At 71.1% G+C, this 24,342-nt stretch carries 17 protein-coding genes and 1 riboswitch; of the genes, 8 read left to right on the top strand and 9 right to left on the bottom strand.

Annotated features, from left to right (window positions below; translation table 11 throughout):
- Positions 1 to 102 precede the first annotated feature (102 nt).
- The gene (locus ABTZ59_RS30975) at positions 103 to 1,614 is read left to right on the top strand and encodes a helix-turn-helix domain-containing protein (RefSeq protein WP_351420581.1); all 1,512 of its coding nucleotides are present in this window, start codon (positions 103 to 105) and stop codon (positions 1,612 to 1,614) included.
- A gap of 91 nt (positions 1,615 to 1,705) precedes the next feature.
- Here the strand turns inward: ABTZ59_RS30975 and sucD are convergent, their stop codons facing one another.
- From sucD to ABTZ59_RS30945, 6 genes are all read right to left on the bottom strand, one after another.
- Positions 1,706 to 2,590, bottom strand: coding sequence for a succinate--CoA ligase subunit alpha (gene sucD, locus ABTZ59_RS30970; RefSeq protein ID WP_249948262.1), 885 nt, complete (start codon positions 2,588 to 2,590; stop codon positions 1,706 to 1,708).
- Positions 2,591 to 2,610: 20 nt separating this feature from the next.
- Positions 2,611 to 3,786, bottom strand: a complete 1,176-nt coding sequence (sucC, locus tag ABTZ59_RS30965; protein ID WP_351420575.1) for an ADP-forming succinate--CoA ligase subunit beta — start codon at positions 3,784 to 3,786, stop codon at positions 2,611 to 2,613.
- Positions 3,787 to 4,039: 253 nt separating this feature from the next.
- Entirely contained in the window at positions 4,040 to 5,248 is a 1,209-nt protein-coding gene (locus ABTZ59_RS30960; RefSeq protein WP_351420702.1) for a vWA domain-containing protein, read from the bottom strand.
- A gap of 44 nt (positions 5,249 to 5,292) precedes the next feature.
- The gene (locus ABTZ59_RS30955; protein ID WP_351420572.1) at positions 5,293 to 7,719 is read right to left on the bottom strand and encodes a DUF5682 family protein; all 2,427 of its coding nucleotides are present in this window, start codon (positions 7,717 to 7,719) and stop codon (positions 5,293 to 5,295) included.
- A complete protein-coding gene (locus tag ABTZ59_RS30950) occupies positions 7,716 to 8,831 on the bottom strand; it encodes an ATP-binding protein (protein ID WP_351420567.1) in 1,116 nt (371 codons plus the stop codon). Before ABTZ59_RS30950 ends, ABTZ59_RS30955 begins: the two co-directional genes overlap by 4 nt.
- 179 nt (positions 8,832 to 9,010) lie before the next feature.
- The gene (locus tag ABTZ59_RS30945) at positions 9,011 to 9,445 is read right to left on the bottom strand and encodes an MmpS family transport accessory protein (protein ID WP_351420564.1); all 435 of its coding nucleotides are present in this window, start codon (positions 9,443 to 9,445) and stop codon (positions 9,011 to 9,013) included.
- A gap of 132 nt (positions 9,446 to 9,577) precedes the next feature.
- On the opposite strand from ABTZ59_RS30945, the gene ABTZ59_RS30940 reads away from it, so the two are divergent.
- Positions 9,578 to 10,939: an SWIM zinc finger family protein gene (locus tag ABTZ59_RS30940; RefSeq protein WP_351420561.1), complete on the top strand. Its 1,362-nt coding sequence runs from the start codon at positions 9,578 to 9,580 to the stop codon at positions 10,937 to 10,939.
- 172 nt (positions 10,940 to 11,111) lie between these two features.
- Complete coding sequence (locus ABTZ59_RS30935) at positions 11,112 to 12,833, top strand: DUF5691 domain-containing protein (RefSeq protein ID WP_351420557.1); 1,722 nt, start codon at positions 11,112 to 11,114, stop codon at positions 12,831 to 12,833.
- Positions 12,834 to 12,846: 13 nt separating this feature from the next.
- Here the strand turns inward: ABTZ59_RS30935 and ABTZ59_RS30930 are convergent, their stop codons facing one another.
- Positions 12,847 to 13,335: a cobalamin B12-binding domain-containing protein gene (locus ABTZ59_RS30930; RefSeq protein WP_351420554.1), complete on the bottom strand. Its 489-nt coding sequence runs from the start codon at positions 13,333 to 13,335 to the stop codon at positions 12,847 to 12,849.
- A gap of 411 nt (positions 13,336 to 13,746) precedes the next feature.
- Here ABTZ59_RS30930 and ABTZ59_RS30925 point away from each other — a divergent pair, with 411 nt between their 5' ends.
- Both ABTZ59_RS30925 and ABTZ59_RS30920 read left to right on the top strand, forming a co-directional pair.
- Complete coding sequence (locus ABTZ59_RS30925) at positions 13,747 to 14,730, top strand: esterase/lipase family protein (protein ID WP_351420551.1); 984 nt, start codon at positions 13,747 to 13,749, stop codon at positions 14,728 to 14,730.
- Between the two features lie 263 nt (positions 14,731 to 14,993).
- Complete coding sequence (locus ABTZ59_RS30920; protein WP_351420548.1) at positions 14,994 to 16,739, top strand: M23 family metallopeptidase; 1,746 nt, start codon at positions 14,994 to 14,996, stop codon at positions 16,737 to 16,739.
- A gap of 71 nt (positions 16,740 to 16,810) precedes the next feature.
- Here the strand turns inward: ABTZ59_RS30920 and ABTZ59_RS30915 are convergent, their stop codons facing one another.
- Complete coding sequence (locus ABTZ59_RS30915) at positions 16,811 to 19,369, bottom strand: ATP-dependent DNA helicase (protein WP_351420545.1); 2,559 nt, start codon at positions 19,367 to 19,369, stop codon at positions 16,811 to 16,813.
- Between the two features lie 293 nt (positions 19,370 to 19,662).
- Positions 19,663 to 19,826: riboswitch (cyclic di-AMP (ydaO/yuaA leader) on the top strand.
- On the opposite strand from ABTZ59_RS30915, the gene ABTZ59_RS30910 reads away from it, so the two are divergent.
- Both ABTZ59_RS30910 and ABTZ59_RS30905 read left to right on the top strand, forming a co-directional pair.
- The gene (locus ABTZ59_RS30910) at positions 19,825 to 21,069 is read left to right on the top strand and encodes a C40 family peptidase (RefSeq protein ID WP_351420541.1); all 1,245 of its coding nucleotides are present in this window, start codon (positions 19,825 to 19,827) and stop codon (positions 21,067 to 21,069) included. (Overlaps the previous riboswitch by 2 nt.)
- Positions 21,070 to 21,338: 269 nt before the next feature.
- Positions 21,339 to 22,556: an N-acetylmuramoyl-L-alanine amidase gene (locus ABTZ59_RS30905; protein WP_351420536.1), complete on the top strand. Its 1,218-nt coding sequence runs from the start codon at positions 21,339 to 21,341 to the stop codon at positions 22,554 to 22,556.
- Between the two features lie 53 nt (positions 22,557 to 22,609).
- Here ABTZ59_RS30905 and ABTZ59_RS30900 read toward each other — a convergent pair whose 3' ends face one another.
- Positions 22,610 to 22,963 carry a hypothetical protein gene (locus ABTZ59_RS30900; RefSeq protein WP_030351510.1) on the bottom strand — a complete coding sequence of 118 codons (354 nt, stop codon included), beginning with the start codon at positions 22,961 to 22,963 and terminating at the stop codon, positions 22,610 to 22,612.
- Between the two features lie 248 nt (positions 22,964 to 23,211).
- On the opposite strand from ABTZ59_RS30900, the gene ABTZ59_RS30895 reads away from it, so the two are divergent.
- The gene (locus ABTZ59_RS30895) at positions 23,212 to 24,252 is read left to right on the top strand and encodes a C40 family peptidase (protein ID WP_351420532.1); all 1,041 of its coding nucleotides are present in this window, start codon (positions 23,212 to 23,214) and stop codon (positions 24,250 to 24,252) included.
- The last annotated feature ends 90 nt before the right edge of the window (positions 24,253 to 24,342 follow it).

Below are 24,342 nucleotides of genomic sequence, written 5' to 3'. Positions count from 1 at the left end.
CACGACACCCATCTAATTCGCGCAACAGGCGAATAGTCGCCGTGTCGCCCAATATACGTTTATGTGCTTTTTCGCCCAGAACCGTGCTGCGGGGAGTCCCACATGACGCAGAAGGCCACGCAGAGCACCGCCCGAGGCACCAAGGCCGGCGGCCCGTCGCTGCCCACCCCCGAACAGCGGCGAAGACTGCGCGAGTCGAAGCCGATGACCGAGAAGCAGGCCGCCGCCGCGGTGGGCGTCACACGGTCGACGCTCAGGTCCTGGGAGACCGGTCGTACGACTCCCCGCGGTCGCAAGGGGGAGTTGTACGCGAAGCTGCTGGCCGGGATCGCCGCGGAACTCCGGGAGAAGGCCGCGCTGGAGGAACGGGCCAGGAGGGAGGCGGCGAAGGCCGCCGCGCAGCGGTCCGCGGCGCGGAACCGCGGCACATCCGCCGCGAGAGCCGTGCGTACCACGAGGACCGCCGCGGCGCCCACGGCCGGCGCCGCGCCACCGGCCACGCCCACCACCGCCGGACGCGGCCGTAGGGCGAACGCGGCGCCCACGAACGGGGCTTCGGCGAGTACACCCGCCAGAGGCCGGGCCGGAAAACGCACCACCGGAAAGGGCACGACCGGAGCAAGCACGACGGGTGCGAGGAAGACGGGAGCGAGCAAGACCACGGCCGGCGCGACCGGAGCGGGCACCACCGGAGCGGGCACGACGGGAGCGAGCACGACGGGAGCGAGCACGACCGCGGCGCGCGCGCCCGCCGTTGATGTGCGCAACACCGACTGGCCCACCCCGCCCGACCCCGGGTTCGAGGCACGCACACCCGACGAGGCCTTCGACGCCCTGTACGCGTTCACCGCGCCCGCCCTCGTACGTCAGGCGTATCTGCTCACCGGGCAGCGCGTCCTCTCCCAGCAGTCCGTCGAGCGCGCCTTCCATCTCGCGTGGGCGCGCTGGCCCGAAGTCGCGGTCGACCGGGACCCGGCGGGCTGGCTGCGGGCCGCCGCGTACGAGTACGCGATGTCGCCGTGGCACCGGCTGCGCAGCCCCCGCATGCGCCCCGACGCGGTCCCCCGCGACCAGGAGCCGCCGGAGGAGCGGGAGTTGCGCGAGGCGCTGCTGCGACTTCCCGCGTCGTACCGCCGCACGCTGCTGCTCTACGACGGACTCGGCCTCGATCTGCCGGAGACGGCGGCCGAGACCGAGGCGAGCACCCCGGCCACCGCCAACCGGCTGCTGAACGCGCGCAAGGCGGTCGCCGCGCAGATGCCCGAGCTGACCGACACACAGGTGCTTCAGGAACGGCTCGGCGCGCTCGTGCGGGAGGTGACACCACCCCCGATCGCACAGGCGCCGGCCATACGGTCCGGCTGCGAGCGGCGGGCCCGGTTCTGGACGCGGGCGGCCATCGCCTTCACCGTGCTGATCATCGGGGCGACGGGGTTCACCCTGGCCACCGCTCCGACGCACTATCAGCCACGGGTGTCGCCGGGCGAGCAGGTCGGCGGTGTTCCGGTGCCGAACGGTCCGCAGCGCCTGAGCAAGCAGGACCAGGTGCTGCGCGACAAGCTCCGCCACGAGTCGGTGACCGGTCCCCCGCGGCTCGTGCCGCGACCGCGCTGAACGGTCGCCTGCCGCTCAGGAACGCGCGTGGGCCCGCACCCGGGAGAGGGTGCGGGCCCACGCGCGTGGTGCCCTGCGGAGAGGCGGGGACTCAGCCCGCGAGGATGGCGCGGGCGAGCCCGGCCGTCTCGGTCGGCGTCTTGCCGACCTTCACGCCCGCGGCCTCCAGGGCCTCCTTCTTCGCCTGGGCGGTGCCGGAGGAGCCGGAGACGATGGCGCCGGCGTGGCCCATGGTCTTGCCCTCGGGCGCGGTGAAGCCCGCGACGTAGCCGACGACCGGCTTGGTGACGTTCTTGGCGATGAAGTCCGCCGCGCGCTCCTCGGCGTCGCCGCCGATCTCGCCGATCATCACGATCAGGTCGGTGTCGGGGTCGGCCTCGAACGCGGCGAGCGCGTCGATGTGCGTCGTACCGATGACCGGGTCGCCACCGATGCCGACGGCCGAGGAGAAGCCGATGTCACGGAGCTCGTACATCATCTGGTAGGTCAGCGTGCCGGACTTGGACACGAGACCGATCCGGCCGGGCTTGGTGATGTCGCCCGGGATGATGCCCGCGTTGGACTGCCCGGGGGTGATCAGGCCGGGGCAGTTCGGACCGATGATCCGGGTCTTGTTGCCCTTGCTGCCCGCGTACGCCCAGAAGGCGGCGGAGTCGTGCACCGCGATGCCCTCGGTGATCACGACGGCCAGGCCGATCTCGGCGTCGATCGCCTCGATGACGGCGGCCTTGGCGAAGGCCGGCGGCACGAAGACGACGGACACGTCGGCGCCGGTCTTCTCAATGGCCTCGGCGACGGAGCCGAAGACCGGTACGGAGGTGCCGTCGAAGTCGACGGACGTGCCGGCCTTGCGCGGGTTCACACCGCCGACGATGTTGGTGCCGTCGGCGAGCATGAGCTTGGTGTGCTTCATGCCGGTGGCGCCGGTCATCCCCTGGACGATGACCTTGCTTTCCTTGGTCAGGAAAATAGCCATGGTGTTGGAGTCCCTGTCCCTTACTTCGCAGCCGCGAGCTCGGCGGCCTTGTCGGCCGCGCCGTCCATGGTGTCCACGCGCTGCACGAGCGGGTGGTTGGCGTCGGACAGGATCTTGCGACCCAGCTCCGCGTTGTTGCCGTCCAGACGCACGACCAGCGGCTTGGTGACGTCCTCGCCCTTGGTCTTGAGCAGCTCAAGGGCCTGGACGATGCCGTTGGCGACCTCGTCACAGGCGGTGATGCCACCGAAGACATTGACGAACACGGACTTGACGTCCGGGTCGCCGAGGATGATCTCCAGGCCGTTCGCCATGACTTCGGCGGAGGCGCCGCCGCCGATGTCGAGGAAGTTGGCGGGCTTCACGCCGTTGTGGGCCTCACCGGCGTACGCGACGACGTCGAGGGTCGACATGACCAGACCCGCGCCGTTGCCGATGATGCCGACCTCGCCGTCGAGCTTGACGTAGTTGAGGTTCTTGGCCTTGGCCGCGGCCTCAAGCGGGTTGGCGGCGTCCTTGTCCTCAAGTGCCTCGTGCTCCGGCTGGCGGAAGGCCGCGTTCTCGTCGAGCGAGACCTTGCCGTCGAGCGCGATGATCTTGCCGTCACCGGACTTGATCAGCGGGTTGACCTCGACGAGGAGGGCGTCTTCCGCGATGAAGACGGTCCACAGCTTCTGCAGGACGTCGGCGACCTGGTCGGCGATCTCGGCCGGGAACTTCGCGGCGGCGACGATCTCGGCGGCCTTCTCGGGCGTGCAGCCCTCGTTGGCGTCGACCGGGATCTTGGCGAGCGCGTCGGGGTTCTCCTCCGCGACGACCTCGATCTCCACGCCGCCCTCGACGGAGGCCATGGCGAGGAAGGTGCGGTTGGTGCGGTCCAGCAGGAAGGAGACGTAGTACTCCTCCGCGATGTCCGCGGTCTGGGCCAGCATCACCTTGTGGACCGTGTGGCCCTTGATGTCCATGCCCAGGATCTGACCGGCCTTCTCGACGGCGTCCGCCGGGTCGGCGGCCAGCTTCACGCCACCCGCCTTCCCGCGCCCGCCGACCTTGACCTGCGCCTTGACGACGGCCTTGCCGCCGAGCCGCTCGGTCACCTCGCGAGCCGCGTCAGGCGTCGTGATGACTTCACCGGCCAGCACCGGTACACCGTGCTTGGCGAAGAGGTCCCTCGCCTGATACTCGAACAGGTCCACGCGTGTCCGTCCCTTGTGTCTTTTAAACCGCAGCCTGGTGATCGCGGGTTCGTTGTCTGCGTGGGCGTGCCGCGAAGGGCAACGTGACTGCGCTGTCACAGAGGGAGGCGTACTCGCTGTCCGGTACGCGGCATGTCCGTCTCGCAGGTTATCCCCGTGAACCGTGGCTCCCTAAATCAAGGATCACAGATGAGCGGTGATACCTGTCACAGAGCGGAGAGACGCGTCACACCAGGCGCGGAAGCCCTCCGTATCACCGGGAGATCGCCCGGCTCGGCAGCTCCTTGTCCGGTATGGGAAGGGGGCGCTTCTCGATCGCCGCCGCCATCACCTCCGGGAAGAGATCGGGGGTGCAGGCGAAGGCCGGCGCACCGAGCGCGACGAGGGCCGCCGCGTGCTCGCGGTCGTACGCGGGCGCTCCCTCGTCGGACAGCGCGAGCAGCGCCACGAACTGCACGCCGGACGCCTTCATCGCCGCGACGCGCTTGAGCATCCCGTCACGTATCCCGCCCTCGTAGAGGTCGCTGATCAGGACGACCACGGTGTCGGCGGGCCGGGTGATCCGGGACTGGCAGTAGGTGAGCGCGCGGTTGATGTCGGTGCCCCCGCCGAGCTGGGTGCCGAACAGCACGTCGACGGGGTCGTCGAGCTGATCCGTGAGATCGACGACTGCGGTGTCGAAGACGACGAGCCGGGTGGCGAGCGAGCGCATGGAGGCCAGGACGGCGCCGAAGACGGAGGCGTAGACGACGGACGCCGCCATCGAACCGGACTGGTCGATGCAGAGGATGACCTCCTTCTTCACGGACTGCGCGGCGCGGCCGTAGCCGATGAGCCGCTCCGGCACCACCGTGCCGTGCTCAGGGAGGTAGTTCTTGAGGTTCACGCGGATCGTACGGTCCCAGTCGATGTCCCGGTGGCGTGGCCGGCTGACGCGCGCGGACCGGTCGAGCGCGCCGGTCAGGGTGGCGCGGGTGCGGGTGGCGAGCCGCTTCTCGATGTCCGCGACCACCTTGCGCACGACGGCGCGGGCCGTCTCCTTGGTCGTCTCGGGCATCGCCTTGTTGAGCGAGAGCAGTGTGCCGACGAGATGGACGTCCGCCTCGACGGCCTCCAGCATCTCCGGCTCCAGGAGCAGCGCGGACAGCCCGAGCCGGTCGATCGCGTCACGCTGCATGACCTGGACGACGGAGCTGGGGAAGTACGTACGGATGTCCCCGAGCCAGCGGGCGACGGCGGGCGCGGAGGCGCCGAGCCCGGCGGAGCGGTCGGTGCCGGCCGCTCCGCCCTTCTCCTTGCCCGAGCCGTAGAGGGCGGACAGCGCGCCGTCCATCGCCGCGTCCCTGCCGGAGAGCGCGCGGCCCGTCCCGTCGGCGCTCTCCCCGCCGAGCACCATCCGCCAGCGGCGCAGCCGCTCGTCGGCGGCGCGGTCCGTCCCCTCGGTGCCGACGCCGTCGCCCATCCCACCGCCCGTTCCACCGCGCGTTCCACCGCTCGTCGCGCCGCTCATCCCGTCGCCTCCAGAAGATCGTCGTTGTCGTCGGCGGTTGCGCTGACGTCGGAGCCCAGCAGCAGACGGAGCACCGGCAGTACGGCGTCCGCGCGCGTCTCGTCGAGCCCCGGGCCGAAGCCGGGCGCGGCGGCCTCGGACGCCACCGGGCCGCCCCGCGCGGGCCCGCGTCCGACCAACTCGCCCAGCGTGCGCCGCACGCCCGGCTCGTACGCGGAGAACGTGCGGCGCAGCAGCGGGAGCACATCCGTGAAGGCCTCGGCCGACACCCCGGTCAGCCAGCCGTCCACGAGGCCGAGGAGGCGTTCGTCATGGACCAGGAGCATGCCGCCCGCGCTGCTCCCCGCCTGCCGGCTCCCCGCACCGGCCGGTCCGCCGACGAAGCCCTCGATCCAGGCCGCCGCGTCGGTCGGCGGCGTTCCGGGCGACAGCGCGAGCCCCATGAACCGCGCGGCCTCGTCCTCGGCGAGCCGGCCGTCGTCCAGCAGCAGCCGGGCGGCCCGGCCCCTGATCACCCCCGGGACGGTGTCCCGTCCGGCGAGCTTGTGCAGGACGGCTCCCCAGCGCCCGGCCAGATCCCGGCCGCGGTCGTCCGGGAGGAGGCCGACGGCGATATGGACGCTGTCGAGATGCCCCCGCATCTGCGCCGCTCCGTCCGCGTCGAGCCCGGCGCAGGCGGGCGGCAGACCGACGCAGATCCGCTCGGCCAGCCCCCCGGCCACCTCACCGAGGGCCCCGGTGTCGGTGGAGCGCACGTCCCCGTACCGCAGCGAGCGGGCCAGCGCGGGCAGCGCCTGGGCGAGCCCGCCGACGTCGGCGTCGAGCGCGGCGCGATCGGCGAGGGCCCGCATCACCACGGGCAGAGCGTCGGGGAGCGCGGCCAGCAGACAGCGCTCGGCCAGCGCCGTGACCTCCGCGAGCGCGGTCGCGGAAAGGGCCCGCGACTCGGCCTTGGCGGTGGCGGCGGAGAGCACGGTCGTGCCCCACACACCGGCCTCCGCGACCCGTACGTACAGCTCGGGCTCCCAGCGCAGCCGCCAGGTCTCCCGGAACGTGCCGGTGCTCCCCCGCCCCACGACCGGTTCGCCCCAGTCGATACCGAGCAGTCGCAGCCGGTGCAGGAGCCTGCCGCGCTCGGCGTCGGTCTCCTTACGGAGGTCGAGGTCCAGCTCGCGCTCCAGCGCCTCCGGCTTGAGCCGCAGCGTGCGCTGGAGCGCGGTGAGATCGCGCTGGAGCGGCACGGCGGGGGCCGTGTCCGGAACCTCACCGAGCACCTCGCCGACGATGAGCCGGTCGTGGATGAGGTCGAGCGGCACATCCGATCCCTCGCACATCACGGCCCGGATCGCGTCGGTGGTCTCGGTCAGACCGGCGAGCGGACGCCCGCGCATGGCGGCCAGCGTCTCGGCGAGCCGTACCGCCTCGATGACATGGGCCGAGGAGACGGTCCTGTCCTCCTCCCGGAGCAGTCCGGCGACCTTGGTGAGCCAGCGCTCCACGGGGCGGTCGGGCACCGCGAAGAGATGTCCGTACCAGCCGGGCGAGTCGATGCCCGCGCCGTAGCCGCTGTGCCGGGCCAGCCTGCGGTGGGTCCAGGGCACCCATGTCATCCCTGTCCTGACCTTGGGCAGCCCCTTCAGCAGCGCGCGGTCCGCCGCGACAGTGGTCTTCCGGCCGAGCGCGGGCACATGCCAGGCGCCGCAGACCACGGCGACGCCGTCGTCCCCGAACTCCTTGCACGCGGCCCTGAGCCGACCGCGCATATGGGCCTCGCGGACGAGATCGCGCCGGGGTCCGCCGTCGCCGTACCGCTCGCGCAGGGCGCCCATGGCCTCGGCGACCGCGGCGAACGGCGCGAAGGGGTCGTCGGCGCCGCCTGCGCCCTGATGCTCGACGACGTCCTCCCACCAGCGCTCGGGGTCGTCGTACCCGGCGGCCTCGGCGAGAACGGCGAGCGGATCGATCCGCAGGCTCTCGTCGTCCCGGGAGGCGTCGGACTCGGCGGGGTCGGCGGACTCGGCGGGCTCGTCGGGGTCCGCGGGGTCGGCGGACTCGCCGGATCCGGCGTCGCCGGCAGCGTCGTCCGCCGCGGCGAGCGCCAGCGAGTGCGCCGCGGGCAGATCGATGAACCGGGCCGGTACGTCATGCGCCAGCGCCCAGCGGATCGCGACCCACTCCGGGGAGAACTCGGCCAGCGGCCAGAACGCCGCGCGCCCCGGATCGTCCACCGCGTGCGCCAGGAGCGCGACGGGCGGCCGCATCGCCTCGTCGGCGGCGAGCGCCAGCAGCGCGTCCCCCTCGGGCGGGCCCTCGATGAGGACGACCCGGGGCGCCGCCGCGTCGAGCGCCGCCCGAACCGCACGCGCGGACCCCGGCCCGTGATGCCGGACCCCGAGCAGCGTCGGTCCGTGCGTCGTGGTCACGCGCTCACCTCGCGGCAGGCGCGGTAGAAGTCCTTCCAGCCGTCGCGCTCGCGGACCACCGTCTCGACATACTCCTGCCAGATCACCCGGTCCGCCGCCGGGTCACGGACCACCGCGCCGAGGATGCCCGCCGCGACATCGCCCGGCCGCAGCACGCCGTCCCCGAAGTGGGCGGCGAGCGCGAGGCCGTTGGTGACCACGGAGATCGCCTCGGCCGTGGAGAGCGTCCCCGAGGGGGACTTGAGTTTCGTACGGCCGTCGGTCGTTACGCCGTCGCGCAGTTCACGGAAGACCGTGACGACCCGGCGGATCTCGTCGATGCCCTCAGGCCCGGTCGGCAGATCGAGCGAGCGTCCCATCTGGTCCACCCGCCGGGAGACGATGTCGACCTCGGCCTCCGGGGTGGCCGGCAGCGGCAGGACCACGGTGTTGAAGCGGCGGCGCAGCGCGCTGGAGAGGTCGTTGACCCCCCGGTCGCGGTCATTGGCCGTGGCGATCAGATTGAACCCCCGGACGGCCTGCACCTCTTGTCCCAGCTCGGGGACCGGCAGGGTCTTCTCCGACAGGATCGTGATGAGCGAGTCCTGCACATCGGCGGGGATACGGGTCAGCTCCTCGACGCGCGCGGTCATCCCCTCCGACATGGCCCGCATCACCGGACTGGGCACCAGCGCGTCACGGCTGGGGCCGTGGGCGAGCAACTGCGCGTAGTTCCAGCCGTAGCGGATCGCCTCCTCGGGCGTGCCGGCCGTGCCCTGCACGAGCAGGGTCGAGTCGCCGCTGACGGCGGCGGCGAGATGCTCGGACACCCAGGTCTTGGCGGTGCCCGGCACCCCGAGGAGCAGCAGCGCCCGGTCGGTGGCGAGCGTGGTGACCGCGACTTCGACGATCCGCCGCGGTCCCACGTACTTCGGTGTGATCACCGTCCCGTCGGCCAGCGTGCCACCGAGCAGATACGTGGCCACGGCCCAGGGCGACAGCCGCCATCTGACGGGCCGCTGCCGGTCGTCGGCCGCGGCCAGCGCCGTCAGCTCGTCGGCGAACGCGTCCTCGGCGTGCGGGCGCAGCGCCTCCTCGGTCCCGGCGGGCGCGGTGTTTTCGGGCACGGTCATGGATCCCCCTCCAGATCGGTCGACCGGATGTGAGTTCCACGGTGCACCACACCACTGACAATCGGCCGTCGCCGCGGGCCGGGCGGGACCTCGCGGACGCGCCCGCGTACGAGGGGAGTCACCGGCGACGGCGATCACCGGCGAGGGAAGTTACGTGGCGAGGGAAGTTACGCGAGGGGTTACCCGGCGATCGGGGACACCGCGATGCAGCCGCCCGCCGCGGCCTTGCCCGCGTCCGTCTCCTCCTTGATGACCTCACCGTTGTAGATGATCTTGCAGGTGACCTCGGCGCCCGCCGGGTCCAGGGCGGTCGGCATGACACCGGGCGGCATGATGCCGCGCAGCGTGACCGTCTTCGTCCACGGCAGCGTGGGCTTCTCGACCGTCTCGATCTTGGGCTCCATGGCCTCGCCGCCTCCGCCGTGGTAGTCGATCGTGTCGATGTTCTTGCCGGTGACCTCGTAGGTGACCTCGTAGGTCTCGTTGACGGCCTTGTCGACCTCGTCGGTCACGGCCTTGTCCACTCGCTCCGCGGTCTCGGAACAGGCGCCGAGGCCCAGCGCGAGACCGGTGACGGCGAGGGTGGAGAGGGCGGCGCGGACAGTGCGGTTCATTGGTGATCCCCCCGGATCGTGGCGTTGGAAGCTCGCCCGACATAGCAAAGGCAAAGTACGGTCATGCTGCCGTTTGTTCGTTGAATCCGCAGGTCAGAGCGATTGTCAGTGGGGCGCTCTAACGTCGTGGACATGAATCAAACGGGGGTGCGCTGGACGACGGAACAGGTGCTCGCTCTGGCTCCTGACGAAGCGTCACGCAAAGCGGGCGACAAACTGAGCACGGCCGGTCCGTGGTCGGAGGCGGGCAGCGGCTCCGCGGGGGCCGTGTGGGGTCTGTGCAAAGGCAGCGGCAGTAAGCCGTATCAGACCATTGTGGACACAACGGGCCCCGCTTACAAGTGCAGTTGTCCGAGCCGGAAGTTTCCGTGCAAGCACGCGCTGGGGCTGCTGCTGCTCTGGGCGGCGGACGAGCGAAGCGTGCCGGAGACGGCGCAGGAGCCCGGCTGGGCCGGGGAATGGCTCGACGGGCGCCGGAAGAAGGACGGGGAGCGGGACGCGGGGGAAGCCGGCGCGGCCGGGACCGGGAAGCCCGCCGATCCCGAGGCCGCGCGGCGCAGGGCGGAGCGCAGGGCCACCAGGATCAGCGCGGGCGCCTCGGAGCTTGAGCAGCGGCTGACGGATCTCCTGCGCGGCGGGCTGGCCTCGGCGGAGCAGTCGGGGTACGGGCTGTGGGAGGAGACGGCGGCCCGCATGGTCGACGCGCAGGCGCCGGGGCTCGCGGGCCGGGTGCGGGAGCTGGGAGCCATCCCCGGCTCGGGCCCCGGCTGGCCGGTACGACTGCTGGAGGAGTCCGCGCTGCTGCATCTGCTGACCACGGCATGGCTCGGCCGCGACCGGCTGCCGGAGCCGCTGGCGACGACGGTGCGTACGAGGATCGGCCTCCCGTCGCCGGCCGGGGGTCCGACGGTCAGGGACCATTGGCTGGTCCTGGCGCAGTACGACTCCTCGGACGGCAAGCTCCTCACCCGCCGGATCCGGTTGTACGGACGGAATTCGGGGCGTTCCGCGCTGCTGCTCGCCTTCGGCGCGGCGGGGCGCTCCCCACAACTGGGCCTGCCGGTGGGCCTGATGATCGAGGCCGAGATCACCCCGCACGGCGGCGCGGGGCAGCTACGGGCCGACTGGGGGCAGCAGTTCGGCGCCCCGGCCCCGATCCCGGGACCGCCGCCCGGTGGCTCCACGACAGCGGCGATCGAGGCATACGGGGCGGCGCTGCGCGCGGATCCCTGGCTGGACGCGTGGCCGGTGACGCTGACGGACGTCATACCCGTGCCGGCGCCGGGCGGTGGCTGGCAACTGGCGGACGCGGACGGGGAATCCGCACTGCCCATCACGGGCTCGGCCCTCTCAGGGCCCGGTCCCTGGAAGCTGGCCGCGCTGTCCGGCGGCGGTCCGGTCACGGTCTTCGGCGAGTGCGGCCACCGCGGCTTCCGTCCGCTCGCGGCCTGGGCCGAGGACGGTGCCACTCATCCGCCGGTCCCGCTGACCTGACGGTTCCGCTGACTTGACGGCCCCGCTGACCTGAGCGTTTCACCGGCCAGAGCGTCCTACTGGCCTCACCTACTGGCCTCAGGGTCCCGCTGACCCGACGGTCCTGCCGCTCCGACGGCCCCGTTCACCCATTGGTCCCGCTCGGCCGACCGCGCCGACAACGGAGGGCTCCATGACGGACACGACTCGCACCATCGCCCCGGCGGGCCCCACCGGCACGCCCCGCGTCACGACGCTCTGGGAAGGGCTGGTCACCTCCGCCCTGCTCGGTACGGAACGCCGCACCCCGCCCACGGAGATCCTGGCCCCGGGCAAGGAGGCGCCGGTGGCCCTGCTGGACGCCGCCGCGCTGCACACCGTACGGCGCAGGGCCGGGCTCCTTCCGGCGCGCGCCGCCGCCCGCCCGGAGCGCGCGCCCCACGACGGCCGCGCGCGGCTGCCGGAGGCGGCGGGACGACGGCTCGGCCGGCTGCTGGCCGACCGTTCGGGGTCCTCCGGCGGCGGTGGGCGGCGCGGCGCGGCGCCCGACCTCACCGAACTGCTCCCGCAGTGGCTCGCCGCGGCGAATGAGCACGGCTACCGCGCGCCCGCCGCCGTACTGCCCGCGCTGCTCGACGCGGCCCGCGCGCGCACCGATCTGCGACCACAGGCACTGACGTTCGCCGGGCCGCGCGGGCTCTGGCTCGCCCGGCTCAACCCGGAGTGGAAGTTCGCGCTGCGGGGTGCGTCCGGCGGGGCCCTGCTCCCCGATCCACGGGACGGGGAGGCGGTCCGACTGCTCTGGGAGGAGGGCCTGTTCGCGGAGCGGGTCGCGCTGCTCGCCGCCGTACGGGCCCGCGACGCGGAGGCTTCCCGGGCGCTGCTCGCCTCGACGTGGACCACCGAGCGCGCCGAGGACCGGCTGATGTTCCTCGACTCGCTGCGTACGGGGCTGTCGGGGGCCGACGAGCCGTTCCTGGAGCGGGCCCTGTCGGACCGCAGCCGCAACGTCCGCCATACCGCCGCCGAGTTGCTTTCCGCGCTGCCGGGCTCCGCCCTCGCGGGAAGGATGGCGGCCCGCGCGGCGACCTGCGTGAGCATGGACCGTACGGGCGGCGGGCAGGTCATCTCGGTCGAGGCGCCGCACGAATGCGACGCGGACATGCAGCGCGACGGAGTGGTCCCGGCCCCGCCGGCCGGCCGGGGGGAACGGTCCTGGTGGCTGGGCCAGTTGGTCGAGGCGGCCCCGCTGGCCACCTGGCCCGCCAGGCTGGGCGGCCGTACCCCCGAGGAGATCGTCGCGCTGCCCGTCCTGGACGACTGGGCCGCCGAACTCCACGCCGCGTGGTGCCGGGCGGCCGTACGGCAGCGGGACGCGCGCTGGTCCACGGCCCTGCTGGGCGCCCCGGCCACCTCCCCGGCCGCCGGCCCCGGCACCTCGTCGCTGGCGGAACGGGCGAAGCTCCTGGCCACGCTGGAGCCTGCCGAACGAGCCTCCTGGGTGGCCGCGTTCATAGCCGCGCACGGTCTCTCGGAGGCGTTCCAACTGCTCGGCGTCTGCGCGGTGCCGTGGGCGGAGCCGCTGGGCCGCGCGGTCGTGGACGCGCTGGACATCGCCCGGGACGCGGGAAGCTACCCCTGGAGCTTCAGCGGGGTCATGGGCCTCGCCGAGCGATGCCTCGACCCCGCCGAGGCAGGCCGGCTGGAGCTGCTCACCGCGGCCCAGGACGAGCCGGAGGACGCGTCACCGGGCGCGGGCGGTTACTGGTCGGAAGCCTTCCTGCGGCTGGTCTCCACGCTGCGTCTGCGCGCGTCGATGCTGGCGGAACTGAAGGGGCTCGACGGGGTCAATGGGGCCGAGGGCGCCGACGGCCTCGGCCACGTCGCCGGACTCACCGAACCGGCGGCGTCATGAACGACGGCGCGCGTCACGCGCCCGCGTGCTGGCGGACGTTGGCGTTGACCCACGTGACGATCGAGGTCGTCGTCGCCCCGGGGGTGAAGATCTCGGCCACGCCCAGCTCCTTGAGCGGGGCGATGTCCGCCTCCGGGATGATGCCGCCGCCGAAGACCTTGATGTCCGCCGCGTCCCGCTCCTTGAGCAGTTCGATCACCTTCGCGAAAAGCGTGTTGTGCGCCCCGGAGAGAATCGACAGACCGATCGCCTCGGCGTCCTCCTGGATCGCGGTGTCCACGATCTGCTCGGGCGTCTGGTGGAGCCCCGTGTAGATGACCTCCATCCCCGCGTCCCGCAGCGCTCGCGCGATCACCTTGGCCCCGCGGTCGTGTCCGTCGAGCCCCGGCTTCGCCACCACCACCCGGATCGGGCCGCCGGCCGCCTGCGCTCCGCTCGTCCTGTCCTGGCTCCGCGACTGATTCTCCGGATGCTGATTCTCCGGCTCCCAGGCCACACCCATCACTGCCTCCACATACCGACCGCACTGTCATTGGCACGGGTCCCCGCGCCCCGGTCCGGTCGGGATCGGGCACACGGAAGTGAACGAACGTTATCCACAGCATCCCGCACGCGGCTGTTTCGCGGAGGACGGCGAGGGGGAAATCACACGTGGGACATGTTCGCTTTGCGTCGTTCCGGTATGACTCGGCATACCCGGCCGGGTCGGGACGACCGCAAGGGGAGCCGCAAGAGGAGTCGCCACACGGGCGCCGTTCCACCGTGCCGCCAGCCGCGCGGCGCGGTGGCACGGCTCGTGTGTACCGACCCCGGCACTTCAGGCGTGCCGGAAGCCATCCGACCCGCCCGGCGGCGCCCCGTGAGGGCACGCGGGGGTCAGAGCCGCCCCCCGGGTGTCGTTCGGAGGTCGGCCATGAAGGTTTCGCCGTTCTTGCCGCTCTTTCCCTTCGTTCCGCCGCTCCTGCGTCAGGCCGGCCGCGTGTGGAACGCCACGCCCGCCGCCGATCTGCTCCGCGCCACGGCGCTCGATCTGGCGGTGCTCAGCGGCCATCTCGTCCTCTACCCGGCCGGAATCGTCCAGGAGCGCCGCGCCGAGCCCCTGCCCCCGGAAACCGCCCAGCTGCCCACGGAGGGCCGCGCGCACCCCCCTGTGGTCCTGCTCCACGGCCTCGTCGACAACCGGTCCGTCTTCGTCCTGCTGCGCCGCTCCCTCGCCCGGCACGGCTGGACCCGTCTTGTATCGCTCAACTACTCGCCGCTGACCTGCGACATCCGTACCGCGGCCGAGTCTCTCGCCCAGTACGTCGAGGAGATCTGCGCACGCACCGGCCACCGCCAGGTCGATGTGATCGGACACAGCCTCGGCGGTCTGATCGCGCGGTATTACGTACAGCGTCTGGGCGGTGACACTCGGGTACGTACGCTGATCACGATCGCCACGCCGCACGAGGGCACGGCCGTCGTCCCGCTGGCGAACGCCCACCCCGTCGTACGGCAGATGCGGCCCGGTTCGGACGTGATCGAGGAGTTGCGGCTGCCCGCGCCCGGCTGCCGAACGCGGTTCGTGAGCTTCTGGAGCGATCTCGACCAACTGATGGCACCGGCCCTCACCGCGCGTATCACGCACCCTGATCTGCGGGCGGAGAACGTGCTGGTGAGCGGGGTGGGACATCTCGCCATGACGGTGCACCCCGGAGTCGCGGCCGGCATCCGGCACGCGCTCGAATCTCCCGGGCACATAGGCGAATCCGGCCTGGACCCGGTCAACTCCGGCCGCGCGTCCGGGGAATCCGGGGAGGCGTCCACGGAGGAAGCCGGGGACGAGCCGGGCGACGAACCGGGGGACGAGTCCGGAGGGAACGGTCCACGTTTCGACGGACCGGCCTCCGCCGCCTGACGCGTGACTCCTGGCGCGTAAAGCGGCTCTCGAATTCCCGCTCCCATTTCGAACAAATTTCGAACATAGGGCCAAGTCTGCGCCCGTCGTCCGCCGAAACACGGCCGAATGCCCGTTTCAACGGAACGCAAAACCTGCCGAAGATTGTCGCCGTCCTATACCGCCGGGTACAGTCGCGGCCACTGCTTTCACTCAGGGGCCCTGTCCGTCCGACAGGCCCCGGAGGAAACCCTGGTTCTGCTGCCGAGGCGAGAGAGAAGTTGGTGAACGACCAGCACGCCCACGCCGGGTACGCCGCATATGACGGCTACCAGACCGGCAGCTTCGAGACCGACCCACTCTTCGGCACCCTGCCGGACGGCTCGGGCGGCTACGAGAACCCCCAGGCCGCCACCGGCCAGTACGACAGCACACAGTGGCAGACCGGCGCCCATCAGACGACCGGATATGACGCGTACGCCACACCGCAGTACGACACCAGCGGTCAGTGGGCCACCGTCACCACCGCGTCCGACCACAATTATCAGCAGGTCCCGGGCATCCCGAGCCAGTCGGTGGAGCCGGATATCACGGGCCAATGGGACGCCGATGCCTGGAACCAGGCGAACCAGGTGAACCAGGCGAACCACGCGCATCCGACCGACCAGCTGAACGGAACCGACAGCACGGGGCAGTTCGACTCCACACAGTTCGGTTACGGCATCTCGGAGCACACCGCCGCGGCACCGTTCGACGCCGCCGCACAGTTCGCGGGCGCACAGTTCGAGACCGCGCAGTTCGACGCCACGCAGCTTGACCCCACGCAGCTTGACGCCACGCAGTTCGAGGCAGCGCAGTTCGGGTACGAGGCGAGCGCGCAGTGGGCGGCGGCGCCCGCGTTCGACACCGGCGCGTACGACGCCACCGCCTGGAACTCGCCCGGTACGACGGCCGATACCGCGTACGACGCCGCGCACGAGCGCTACGGCCAGGACAGCGGCACCGGCCCGTACGAGCAGTACGACCTCGCCCAGGGCGCCGAGTACGGCGCCCCCGGGCCGGAGCCTGAACACGCCTTCGACGCGGAGCCCGGCTACGAAGCCGGGACCGGCACGGAGAAAGACGCCCACTCCGAGACCGAAGAGGCCGGGCACGAAGGCGACACGGAAGCGGACTCCGCTCCCGAGGCCGAACAGCCGCACATGGCGGAGACGATGACCGCCCCCGTCGTCAGTCTCCCGTCCCGCGGCGAACGCCGGGCCGGTGGCGGCTCGGTCGGCGGCCGGAGCCGGCGCCGTAGCCCCGCCAAGCGCTCCGCGCTCCTCACCGTCGCCGTCCCCTCCGCCTGTGTGATGGGCGTCGCCGGTGTCGCCGCCGCCTCCGTCGGTGGCCTCGGCGCGGCCGAAGAGCCCCAGGCCGACAAGACCACGACCGCCACGGCCGCCGATCCCGGCTCCGTGAAGCCCGTGGCCGCGAACAACAAGCTGGACACCCAGCTCGCCGCACTCAACGCGGACGCCCGTGACTTCGGTGACCGCGCCAGCCGTACGCAGGAGCGCATCGACCTCCAGGCGCGGCAGGAGGCGGAGCGCAAGAAGCGCGAGGCGGAGGCGGCCCGCAAGGAGGCCGAGCGCCCCAAGTTCGTCCTTCCCGTCTCGCAGCACGGACTCAGCGCGTACTACGGCCAGGCTGGGGTCAACTGGATGTCCATGCACACCGGGATCGACTTCCCCGTGTCGTACGGTACGCCGGTGATGGCCGCGACGGACGGCACCGTTCGCACGCAGTACAACAGCGCCTACGGCAACATGGCCATCGTGACCTCACCCGACGGCACCGAGACCTGGTATTGCCATCTCAGCACCACGAAGATCCGCTCCGGTTCGGTCAAGGCCGGTGATGTGATCGCGTATTCGGGGAACTCGGGCAACTCCACAGGGCCGCACCTGCACTTCGAGGTACGGCCCGGTGGTGGCGCCTCGATCGACCCGCTGGCCTGGCTCCGCAGCCACGGCGTCGACCCGACGTAAGCGCGCCGCGCCCGGCGCGTTTCGCGTCGGGTACGGCGCACGCCCCGGGCCCTGCCCGCCCCGCCAAGCCCCTACAGCTTCTCGACGGGCGCGTATCGCAGCAGCAGCCGCTTGGGCTTCGTGTCACCGAAATCGACCGTCGCCTGCGTGTCCGCGCCCGTACCCGTCACCGCCATGACCGTGCCGAGACCGAACTGGTCATGCGTGACGCGGTCCCCGACCGCCAGCGCGATCACCGGCTTCTCGGTGGTGCGCCGCGTGGCGAAGCCCGAGGGGCCGCCGCCCGACCTCGACCGCGAGGCGGCCGACAGGGACGACGACAGCGAGGACGTCACCCCGGACGTGGGCCCCGCCGGGATCTGCGCGCCGGTCCGCTTCCACTCCAGATGGTGTCCCGGGATCTCCTCCAGGAACCTGGACGGTGGGTTGTACGAGGGCTGGCCCCACGCGCTCCGCATCGACGACCGGGTCAGATAAAGACGCTCGCGGGCGCGGGTGATGCCCACATACGCCAGCCGTCGCTCCTCCTCCAGTTCCTTCGTCTGGCCGAGGGCGCGCATGTGCGGGAAGACGCCGTCCTCCATGCCCGACAGGAACACGACAGGAAATTCAAGGCCCTTGGCGGTGTGCAGCGTCATCAACGTGATGACACCGGAGCCGTCCTCGTCCTCGTCGGGGATCTGGTCGGAGTCGGCGACGAGCGCCACCTTCTCCAGGAACTCGGCGAGCGTACCGGTCGTCGGACCGGTCGCGGCGGCCGTACCGGCGGCGCCACCAGCACCGGCCGCGCCACCAGCACCGGCCGCGCCGCCGGCGCCCTCGCCCGCCGCCTCCGCCGCGGCCTGGTCGCGCTCCTGCTCGAACTCCAGCGCCACCGCGGCCAGTTCCTGAAGGTTCTCGATACGCGTCTCGTCCTGCGGATCGGTCGACGCCTGCAACTCGGCCAGATAGCCGGTCCGTTCGAGCACGGCCTCCAGGATCGTCGCGGGCCCGGCGCCGGACTCGACGACCGTACGCAACTCCTCCATCAGCGTGTTGAACCGCTTGACGGCGTTGGCCGAGCGTGCGGCCATTCCGTACGCCTCGTCCACCCGCCGCAGCGCCTGCGGGAAGGTGATCTTCTCGCGCAGCGCGAGCGCGTCGATCATCGCCTCCGCGCGGTCCCCGATACCGCGCTTGGGCACATTGAGGATCCGGCGCAGCGGGACATTGTCCTCCGGGTTGGCCAGCACGCGCAGATAGGCCAGCACATCGCGGACCTCCTTGCGCTCGTAGAAGCGCACTCCTCCGACGACCTTGTAGGGCAGGCCGACGCGGATGAAGATCTCCTCGAAGACACGGGACTGCGCGTTCGTACGGTAGAAGACCGCGACATCGCCCGCCTTGGCCTCGCCCGCGTCCGTCAGCCGGTCGATCTCATCGGCGACGAACTGCGCCTCGTCGTGTTCCGTGTCCGCGACATAGCCGGTGATCTGGGCGCCCGCGCCGGCCTTCGTCCACAGATTCTTCGGCCGACGGCTCTCGTTCCGCTCGATGACGGCGTTGGCGGCGCTCAGGATCGTCTGTGTGGAGCGGTAGTTCTGCTCCAGCAGGATGGTCGTCGCGTCCGGGTAGTCCTCCTCGAACTGGAGGATGTTACGGATCGTGGCGCCCCGGAAGGCGTAGATCGACTGGTCGGCGTCTCCGACGACACACAGCTCGGCCGGGTCGTGCTCCTCGCCGGAGGGGCCCACCAGCTCGCGTACGAGGGTGTACTGCGCGTGGTTGGTGTCCTGGTACTCGTCCACCAGGACATGCCGGAAGCGCCGCCGGTAGTGCTCGGCGACATCGGGGAACGCCTGGAGCAGATGGACGGTGGTCATGATGATGTCGTCGAAGTCCAGCGCGTTGGCCTCGCGCAGCCGCGCCTGGTACATCCGGTAGGCCTCGGCGAGCGTCTTCTCGAAGCCGTCGGTGGCCTGGTCGGCGAAGGTCTCCTCGTCGATCAGCTCGTTCTTCAGATTCGAGATCTTGGCGCTGAAGGACTTGGGCGGGTAGCGCTTGGGGTCGAGGTCCAGATCACGGCAGACCAGGGCCATCAGACGCTTGGAGTCGGCGGCGTCGTAGATGGAGAACGACGAGGTGAACCCGAGCCGCTTCGACTCGCGCCGCAGAATCCGCACGCAGGCGCTGTGGAACGTCATGACCCACATGGCGTTGGCGCGCGGGCCGACGAGCTGGCCGACGCGCTCCTTCATCTCGCCCGCGGCCTTGTTGGTGAACGTGATCGCCAGTATCTGACCGGGGTGGACACCGCGGTTGCCCAGCAGATACGCGATCCGGTGGGTCAGCACCCGGGTCTTGCCCGACCCGGCCCCGGCCACGATGAGCAGCGGCGAGCCGGTGTGCACAACGGCGGCACGCTGCTCCTCGTTCAGCCCTTCGAGCAGCGCGGCGGGGTCCACGACCGTGCGCGGGGCGCCGCCCCGGTGGTACGGGTCCCGCGCCGGAGGCGCGTCGTAGGCACCCTGGAAGAGGTCGTCCGGCACCTGCTCCGGTGCGTGCTCGGCGTCGTCCTCGGGCGGCGGTGGATGCTCGTCGCCGGAGGGCTGGAGGTCCGCCAGGAAACTGTCGTCAAAGAGGCTGCTCATCGCTTTCCGAGTCTAGGCCGCCGCACTGACACACCGCGCCCGCCTTCGGGATTCCCCGGCATTCCCCCGGCCGCTGTCACCCTCGCCGCACCCCCCGTCGCCCTCACCGCGGGCGGCACCTCGGTCACTCATCGTGGCGGAAAGGCGTCACCGACCCCCTTCGCACATCGCACGCGCAAATGGTCACGAAAATGTATCGGGCATTTCGGCCATCGTCCTTCACACCAGCACCACACTTTGGCTAGCGTGCTCGATCAGGCAGCCCGTACCCCCAACGGCGACCCACGCCAAGCGGGCAGCCCACGCCGAATTCGGACTTTCCCGAAGAAAGTTCGGAACCGGGGACCCACACTGCACAACCGGGGTGAATCGGGCCTTTCGCTCAAGGCCCGTAGGGCAGCCTTCCGTTCCGCCCGAACCCGACAGCTAACCCGGTAGGCGGTCCACGGAAGGAGATGCAGACCTTGGCGTCGCATCGCAAGCCGCGCAGTCTCAGCGGAGTACGTACCGCCTCTCCCGCCGTCGGGCTCACGACAGCCGCGCTCGCCTCGGTCACACTGCTCTCGACGCAGAGCGCGAGCGCCACGCCCGTCGAGCCGAAGCCGTCCATGGAAGAGGTACAGAAGAAGGTCGACGATCTGTATCGCCAGGCCGGAAGCGAGACACAGAAGTACAACAGGGCGAAAGAGGCCACGCAGAAGCAGAAGCGCGCGGTCGACCGCGTGCTCGACGAAGTCGCCAAGCGCGCGGACAAGCTGAATGAGGCCCGGCGTACGCTCGGCTCGTTCGCGGCCGCGCAGTACCGCGAAGGCGCGGTCACCCCGACCGCCGCCCTGCTCTTCGCGGACAGCCCCCAGGCGTTCTTCGAGCAGAAGCAGGTGACGGACCGGCTGACGGAGCGTCAGCGCGGAGTCCTCACCGACTACCAGACACAACAGGCCGCCGCCGCGAAGCAGCGGGCGCAGGCGTCGAAGGACCTGGAGTCGCTCACCGCCTCGCAGGCCGCGCTGCGCACCAGCAAGCAGAGCGTGCAGCAGAAGCTCGGCGCGGCGCGTGCGCTGCTGTCGAAGCTGACCACGGAGGAGAAGGCGCGGCTGGCCGCGCTGGAGCGCAAGAAGGAAGAGGAGGCCCGCCGCAAGGCGGAGGCGCGGGCCAAGGAGGAGGCCCGCGCGAAGGCGGAGGCCGAGCGCAAGCGCAAGGAACGCCAGGCCCAGAACAACCCGCCGACCGATACGAGCACGGGCTCAGGGACGGGCTCGGGCCAGAGCGGCACAGGCTCCGGTACGGATACCGGCAGCGGCACCGGGACGGGCACGAGCGGCGGCACGGGAGCCTCGGACGGCAGCTACGCCACCAAGACCGCCAAGGTCCTCTCCTTCGCCCGCGCCCAGATAGGCAAGCCGTACGTCTGGGGCGCCACGGGACCCAGCTCGTACGACTGCTCGGGCCTGACGCAGGCCGCCTGGAAGGAGGCGGGCGTGGAGCTGCCGCGTACCACCTGGGAACAGGTGAAGGCCGGCACGCGCGTCGCGACCGACGATCTGCTCCCCGGTGACCTGGTCTTCTTCTACGACGACATCAGCCATGTCGGGATCTATATCGGCGACGGCATGATGATCCACGCCCCCAAGCCGGGCGCGAACGTCCGCGAGGAGTCGATCTACTACATGCCGATCTACGGGGGCGTCCGCCCCGCCTGACGGGCGGTCAGCGGTGCGGGGACGCAGCACCCACGCGCCCTCGGGCAATAACTTCAGAAAGTACCGCCACACAAAGAACTTCCACCGCGGAACCTTACGTCTGACCTTATGAAAATCGCGCGGAGCAGAGCCAATGGCCTGCCGGCCGGGGAACCTTCGCGCGATGAACTGAGGTCCTCAGGCGTGCGGCCCGGCGCGGCGCTGGTCGGTCACCGCCTCGCGCCCCCTCGTGCCGCGGCCTGAGGCATGGTTACGACGTAGGGAAGTTCATGCATTTTCGAAAGACGATCCCCGCGATCGCTCTCGGTGTGGTGTCGCTGACGGCTCCCCTCGCCGTCGCGGGTACCAGCACCGCGGCGACGGCGCTCGAAGCGACGGCGGCGGATTCCTCCCAGGTAGAGGACACCACGCTCACCGACGGCAACGGCAAGCCCGCCGGCGCCCTGTCGGCGAAGGCGGGATCAGGGACCGGCAAGGTGTTCTCCACCGGCGAGATCACCGGTGAGCGCTTCTCGTCGATCGGCCTCAGCTGGAAGAAGGAGTCCGCCGTCGACGACGGGCTGACCGCCGAGACGCGGGTCCACCGCAACGGGGCCTGGGAATCATGGCGGGAGGTCCCCCTGGAGCTTGACGAGGGAGTGGCCGAGGAAGCGAAGCGGGCCGGCGCGCCCGCCTTCTACACGGACGACGCGGACGGGGTGGAGGTCCGCTTCACCTCTCCGAAGGGCAGCCTGCCGCAGGACCTGCGGCTGTCGTTCATCGACCCGGCCCAGAGAAGCCAGGCCGCCTCTTCCTCGAACCACCGACCGCGGTCCGCGGAGACCGGGCAGCCGGACGTGAAGCTGCGGAAGGACTGGGGCGCGGACGAGACGCTGGCCGATCCCGGGTACAAGACCCAGCCCTCGATCAAGGCCGCCGTCATCCATCACACCGTGACGGGGAACAACTCCTATACCCAGGAGCAGGTGCCGCAGATCATCAACGGCATCTACGTCCAGCACATCAAGGTCCTCGGCTACGGCGACTTCCCCTACCACTTCATCGTCGACCGCTTCGGCGGCATCTGGGAAGGCCGCAAGGGCTCCATCGAGATGCGGCCGGGCACCGAGATTCCCGGCATCCTCGGCGGCCACGCGGCCGGCTTCAACACCAACACCTTCGGTGTCGCGATGCTCGGCAACTTCGAGCCGAACAACAGCGAGGGCGGCGAGGACACCGGCCCCGACCCGAAGCCGACCGAAGCCATGGTCAAGAGCCTGGCCGACGTGCTCGCCTGGAAGAGCGGCCAGTACCAGCTGAACCCCGAAGGCTCCACGCAGCTCGTCTCGGCCGGCGGAGGCGGCACCAACCCGCACCCGGTGGGCACGGTGCTCGACGTACCGGTCATCTCCAGCCACCGGGACGTGAATGTGACGGCCTGCCCGGGCGCCAAGCTCTACGAAATGCTTCCTGACCTGCGCAAGCAGGTGGCCGACCAGCTCGGCTGAGAGGTGTGAGGGGCGCCTGTGTCCGCCGGGACACGGGCGCCTCGGTCCCGGTATCAGGTCCAGAGCGTGGCGATGAAGATATTGGCCACCGTCAGCCCGCCCACCGCGCCGAACAGCGGCTTCGGGGCGGTCTCGTCGTCGCGCTTCACATACACCACGGCCAGGATCACGACCAGCACCGCGAGCTTGATGCCGACCTTGATGTTGTTCACCGTCTGGTCGTCGGCCTGGTTGAGGCCCACCAGGGCGACCCCCGTGACGAGCATCGTCAGCGCGCCGTGCAGCATCGCCTTGTTGAAGCGGGCCGTGCCCGTGCTCATCGACTTCATCTGAGTGAGAAAGCCGCCGAGCAGCGAGGCTATGCCGATGATGTGGAGCGCGACGAAGACATTGATGAGTACGTCCATGCCCGGAGCCTATCGAGGGCCTTATCACCGCCGAGCGGCGAGGTGGGCCTCCGTTCCGATATCGGTCGGGTCCGGCCGGAAAGGCATTCCGAGTTCGCGATCACGTCGGTCATAAGACAGTCCTGTTCTGCCACCTCTCGCCAATACCGGCCATGCCGAGGCCGGACTGTGACCTTGCGCCTTAGCGTCCTTCTCCTGGCGACCGGCCATGACCCACCGTGACCGACTAGGGAAGAGGATCCACCCCCGTGGCAGCGCACCGAAAGCCCAGACAGCGCACGCTCACCGGCCCCGCCGGCCGTACCGCCGCCACCCTCGCGCTCGCCGGAGCCGCGACCGCCACCGCGTTCGACGGCGCCGCACACGCCGAGCCACAGCTCACCCCGGCCCAGGTCAAGGCCGAGGTCGACGCGCTGTACGAGCAGGCGGAGACCGCCACCGAGCGGTACAACGGCACGAAGGTGAAGGCGGACAAGGCCCGTACCGCGCTCACGCGGCTGCGGGACGAGGCCACGCGCAGGACGGAACGGCTCAACAGCTCGCGCAACGCGCTCGGTTCGATCGCCTCCGCGCAGTACCGGGCGGGTGGGCTCGACCCCGCCGTACAACTCGCGCTCAGCTCCTCGCCCGAGGAGTACCTGGAAGGCGCCTCGCTCGCCGAACGGGCCGGTTCCCGGCAGGCCGCCAGGATCACCGCGATCCGCAAGGAACTCGCCCGGATCGCCGAACTGCGCACCCGGGCCGACGGCCGACTCACCGAGCTGACGGCCACTCAGTCCGAGCTGGCCCGGCACAAATCCGCCGTCCAGCAGAAGATCGGCTCGGCCCAGCGGCTGCTCGACCGGCTCACCGCGGCGCAGCGTGCCCAGTACGACCAGGAGCGGGACGGCCGGGGCCCGAACGCCACGTCCGTGGCGCCCGGTGCGGTGCGGGCGCCGAACGCGCGGGCCGCCGCGGCCGTCGCCTTCGCCTACGGGGCGATCGGCAAGCCGTACGTCTGGGGCGCGACCGGGCCCGGCGCCTTCGACTGCTCCGGGCTCACCCAGGCCGCCTGGCGCTCCGCGGGCGTCGCCCTCCCCCGTACCACCTACACCCAGATCAACACGGGACAGCGGGTCTCACGTGGCGATCTCGCCCCCGGCGACCTGGTGTTCTTCTTCTCCGGCATCAGTCATGTGGGGATCTATGTCGGCGGCGGCCAGATGGTGCACGCACCCCGGCCCGGCTCGGCGGTCCGGCTGGCGCCGATCGGCCAGATGCCGTTCGCCGGGGCGAGCCGGCCGGCCTAGACGAGTAAGTCCGAAGGCTTGGTTAGTGGTCGTAGGCGGTTAGCGAGCGTGTGATGGTTCGGCCGGTGTTGCGGTTGTGCCAGATCGCGG

This window comes from Streptomyces sp. NPDC094034 (assembly GCF_040303865.1).
In the GTDB taxonomy this organism is placed as follows: domain Bacteria; phylum Actinomycetota; class Actinomycetes; order Streptomycetales; family Streptomycetaceae; genus Streptomyces.
Note: the sequence above shows the minus strand (reverse complement) of the source record. Positions and strands in the feature narration are given on the sequence as shown.

Coding starts and splice junctions, on each gene's coding strand:
- ABTZ59_RS30975 (WP_351420581.1), top strand. CDS start 103: ATGACGCAGAAGGCCACGCAGAGCACCGCCCGAGGCACCAAGGCCGGC.
- sucD (WP_249948262.1), bottom strand. CDS start 2,590: ATGGCTATTTTCCTGACCAAGGAAAGCAAGGTCATCGTCCAGGGGATG.
- ABTZ59_RS30960 (WP_351420702.1), bottom strand. CDS start 5,248: ATGGGCGACGGCGTCGGCACCGAGGGGACGGACCGCGCCGCCGACGAG.
- ABTZ59_RS30950 (WP_351420567.1), bottom strand. CDS start 8,831: ATGACCGTGCCCGAAAACACCGCGCCCGCCGGGACCGAGGAGGCGCTG.
- ABTZ59_RS30945 (WP_351420564.1), bottom strand. CDS start 9,445: ATGAACCGCACTGTCCGCGCCGCCCTCTCCACCCTCGCCGTCACCGGT.
- ABTZ59_RS30940 (WP_351420561.1), top strand. CDS start 9,578: ATGAATCAAACGGGGGTGCGCTGGACGACGGAACAGGTGCTCGCTCTG.
- ABTZ59_RS30935 (WP_351420557.1), top strand. CDS start 11,112: ATGACGGACACGACTCGCACCATCGCCCCGGCGGGCCCCACCGGCACG.
- ABTZ59_RS30930 (WP_351420554.1), bottom strand. CDS start 13,335: ATGGGTGTGGCCTGGGAGCCGGAGAATCAGCATCCGGAGAATCAGTCG.
- ABTZ59_RS30925 (WP_351420551.1), top strand. CDS start 13,747: ATGAAGGTTTCGCCGTTCTTGCCGCTCTTTCCCTTCGTTCCGCCGCTC.
- ABTZ59_RS30915 (WP_351420545.1), bottom strand. CDS start 19,369: ATGAGCAGCCTCTTTGACGACAGTTTCCTGGCGGACCTCCAGCCCTCC.
- ABTZ59_RS30910 (WP_351420541.1), top strand. CDS start 19,825: ATGCAGACCTTGGCGTCGCATCGCAAGCCGCGCAGTCTCAGCGGAGTA.
- ABTZ59_RS30905 (WP_351420536.1), top strand. CDS start 21,339: ATGCATTTTCGAAAGACGATCCCCGCGATCGCTCTCGGTGTGGTGTCG.
- ABTZ59_RS30900 (WP_030351510.1), bottom strand. CDS start 22,963: ATGGACGTACTCATCAATGTCTTCGTCGCGCTCCACATCATCGGCATA.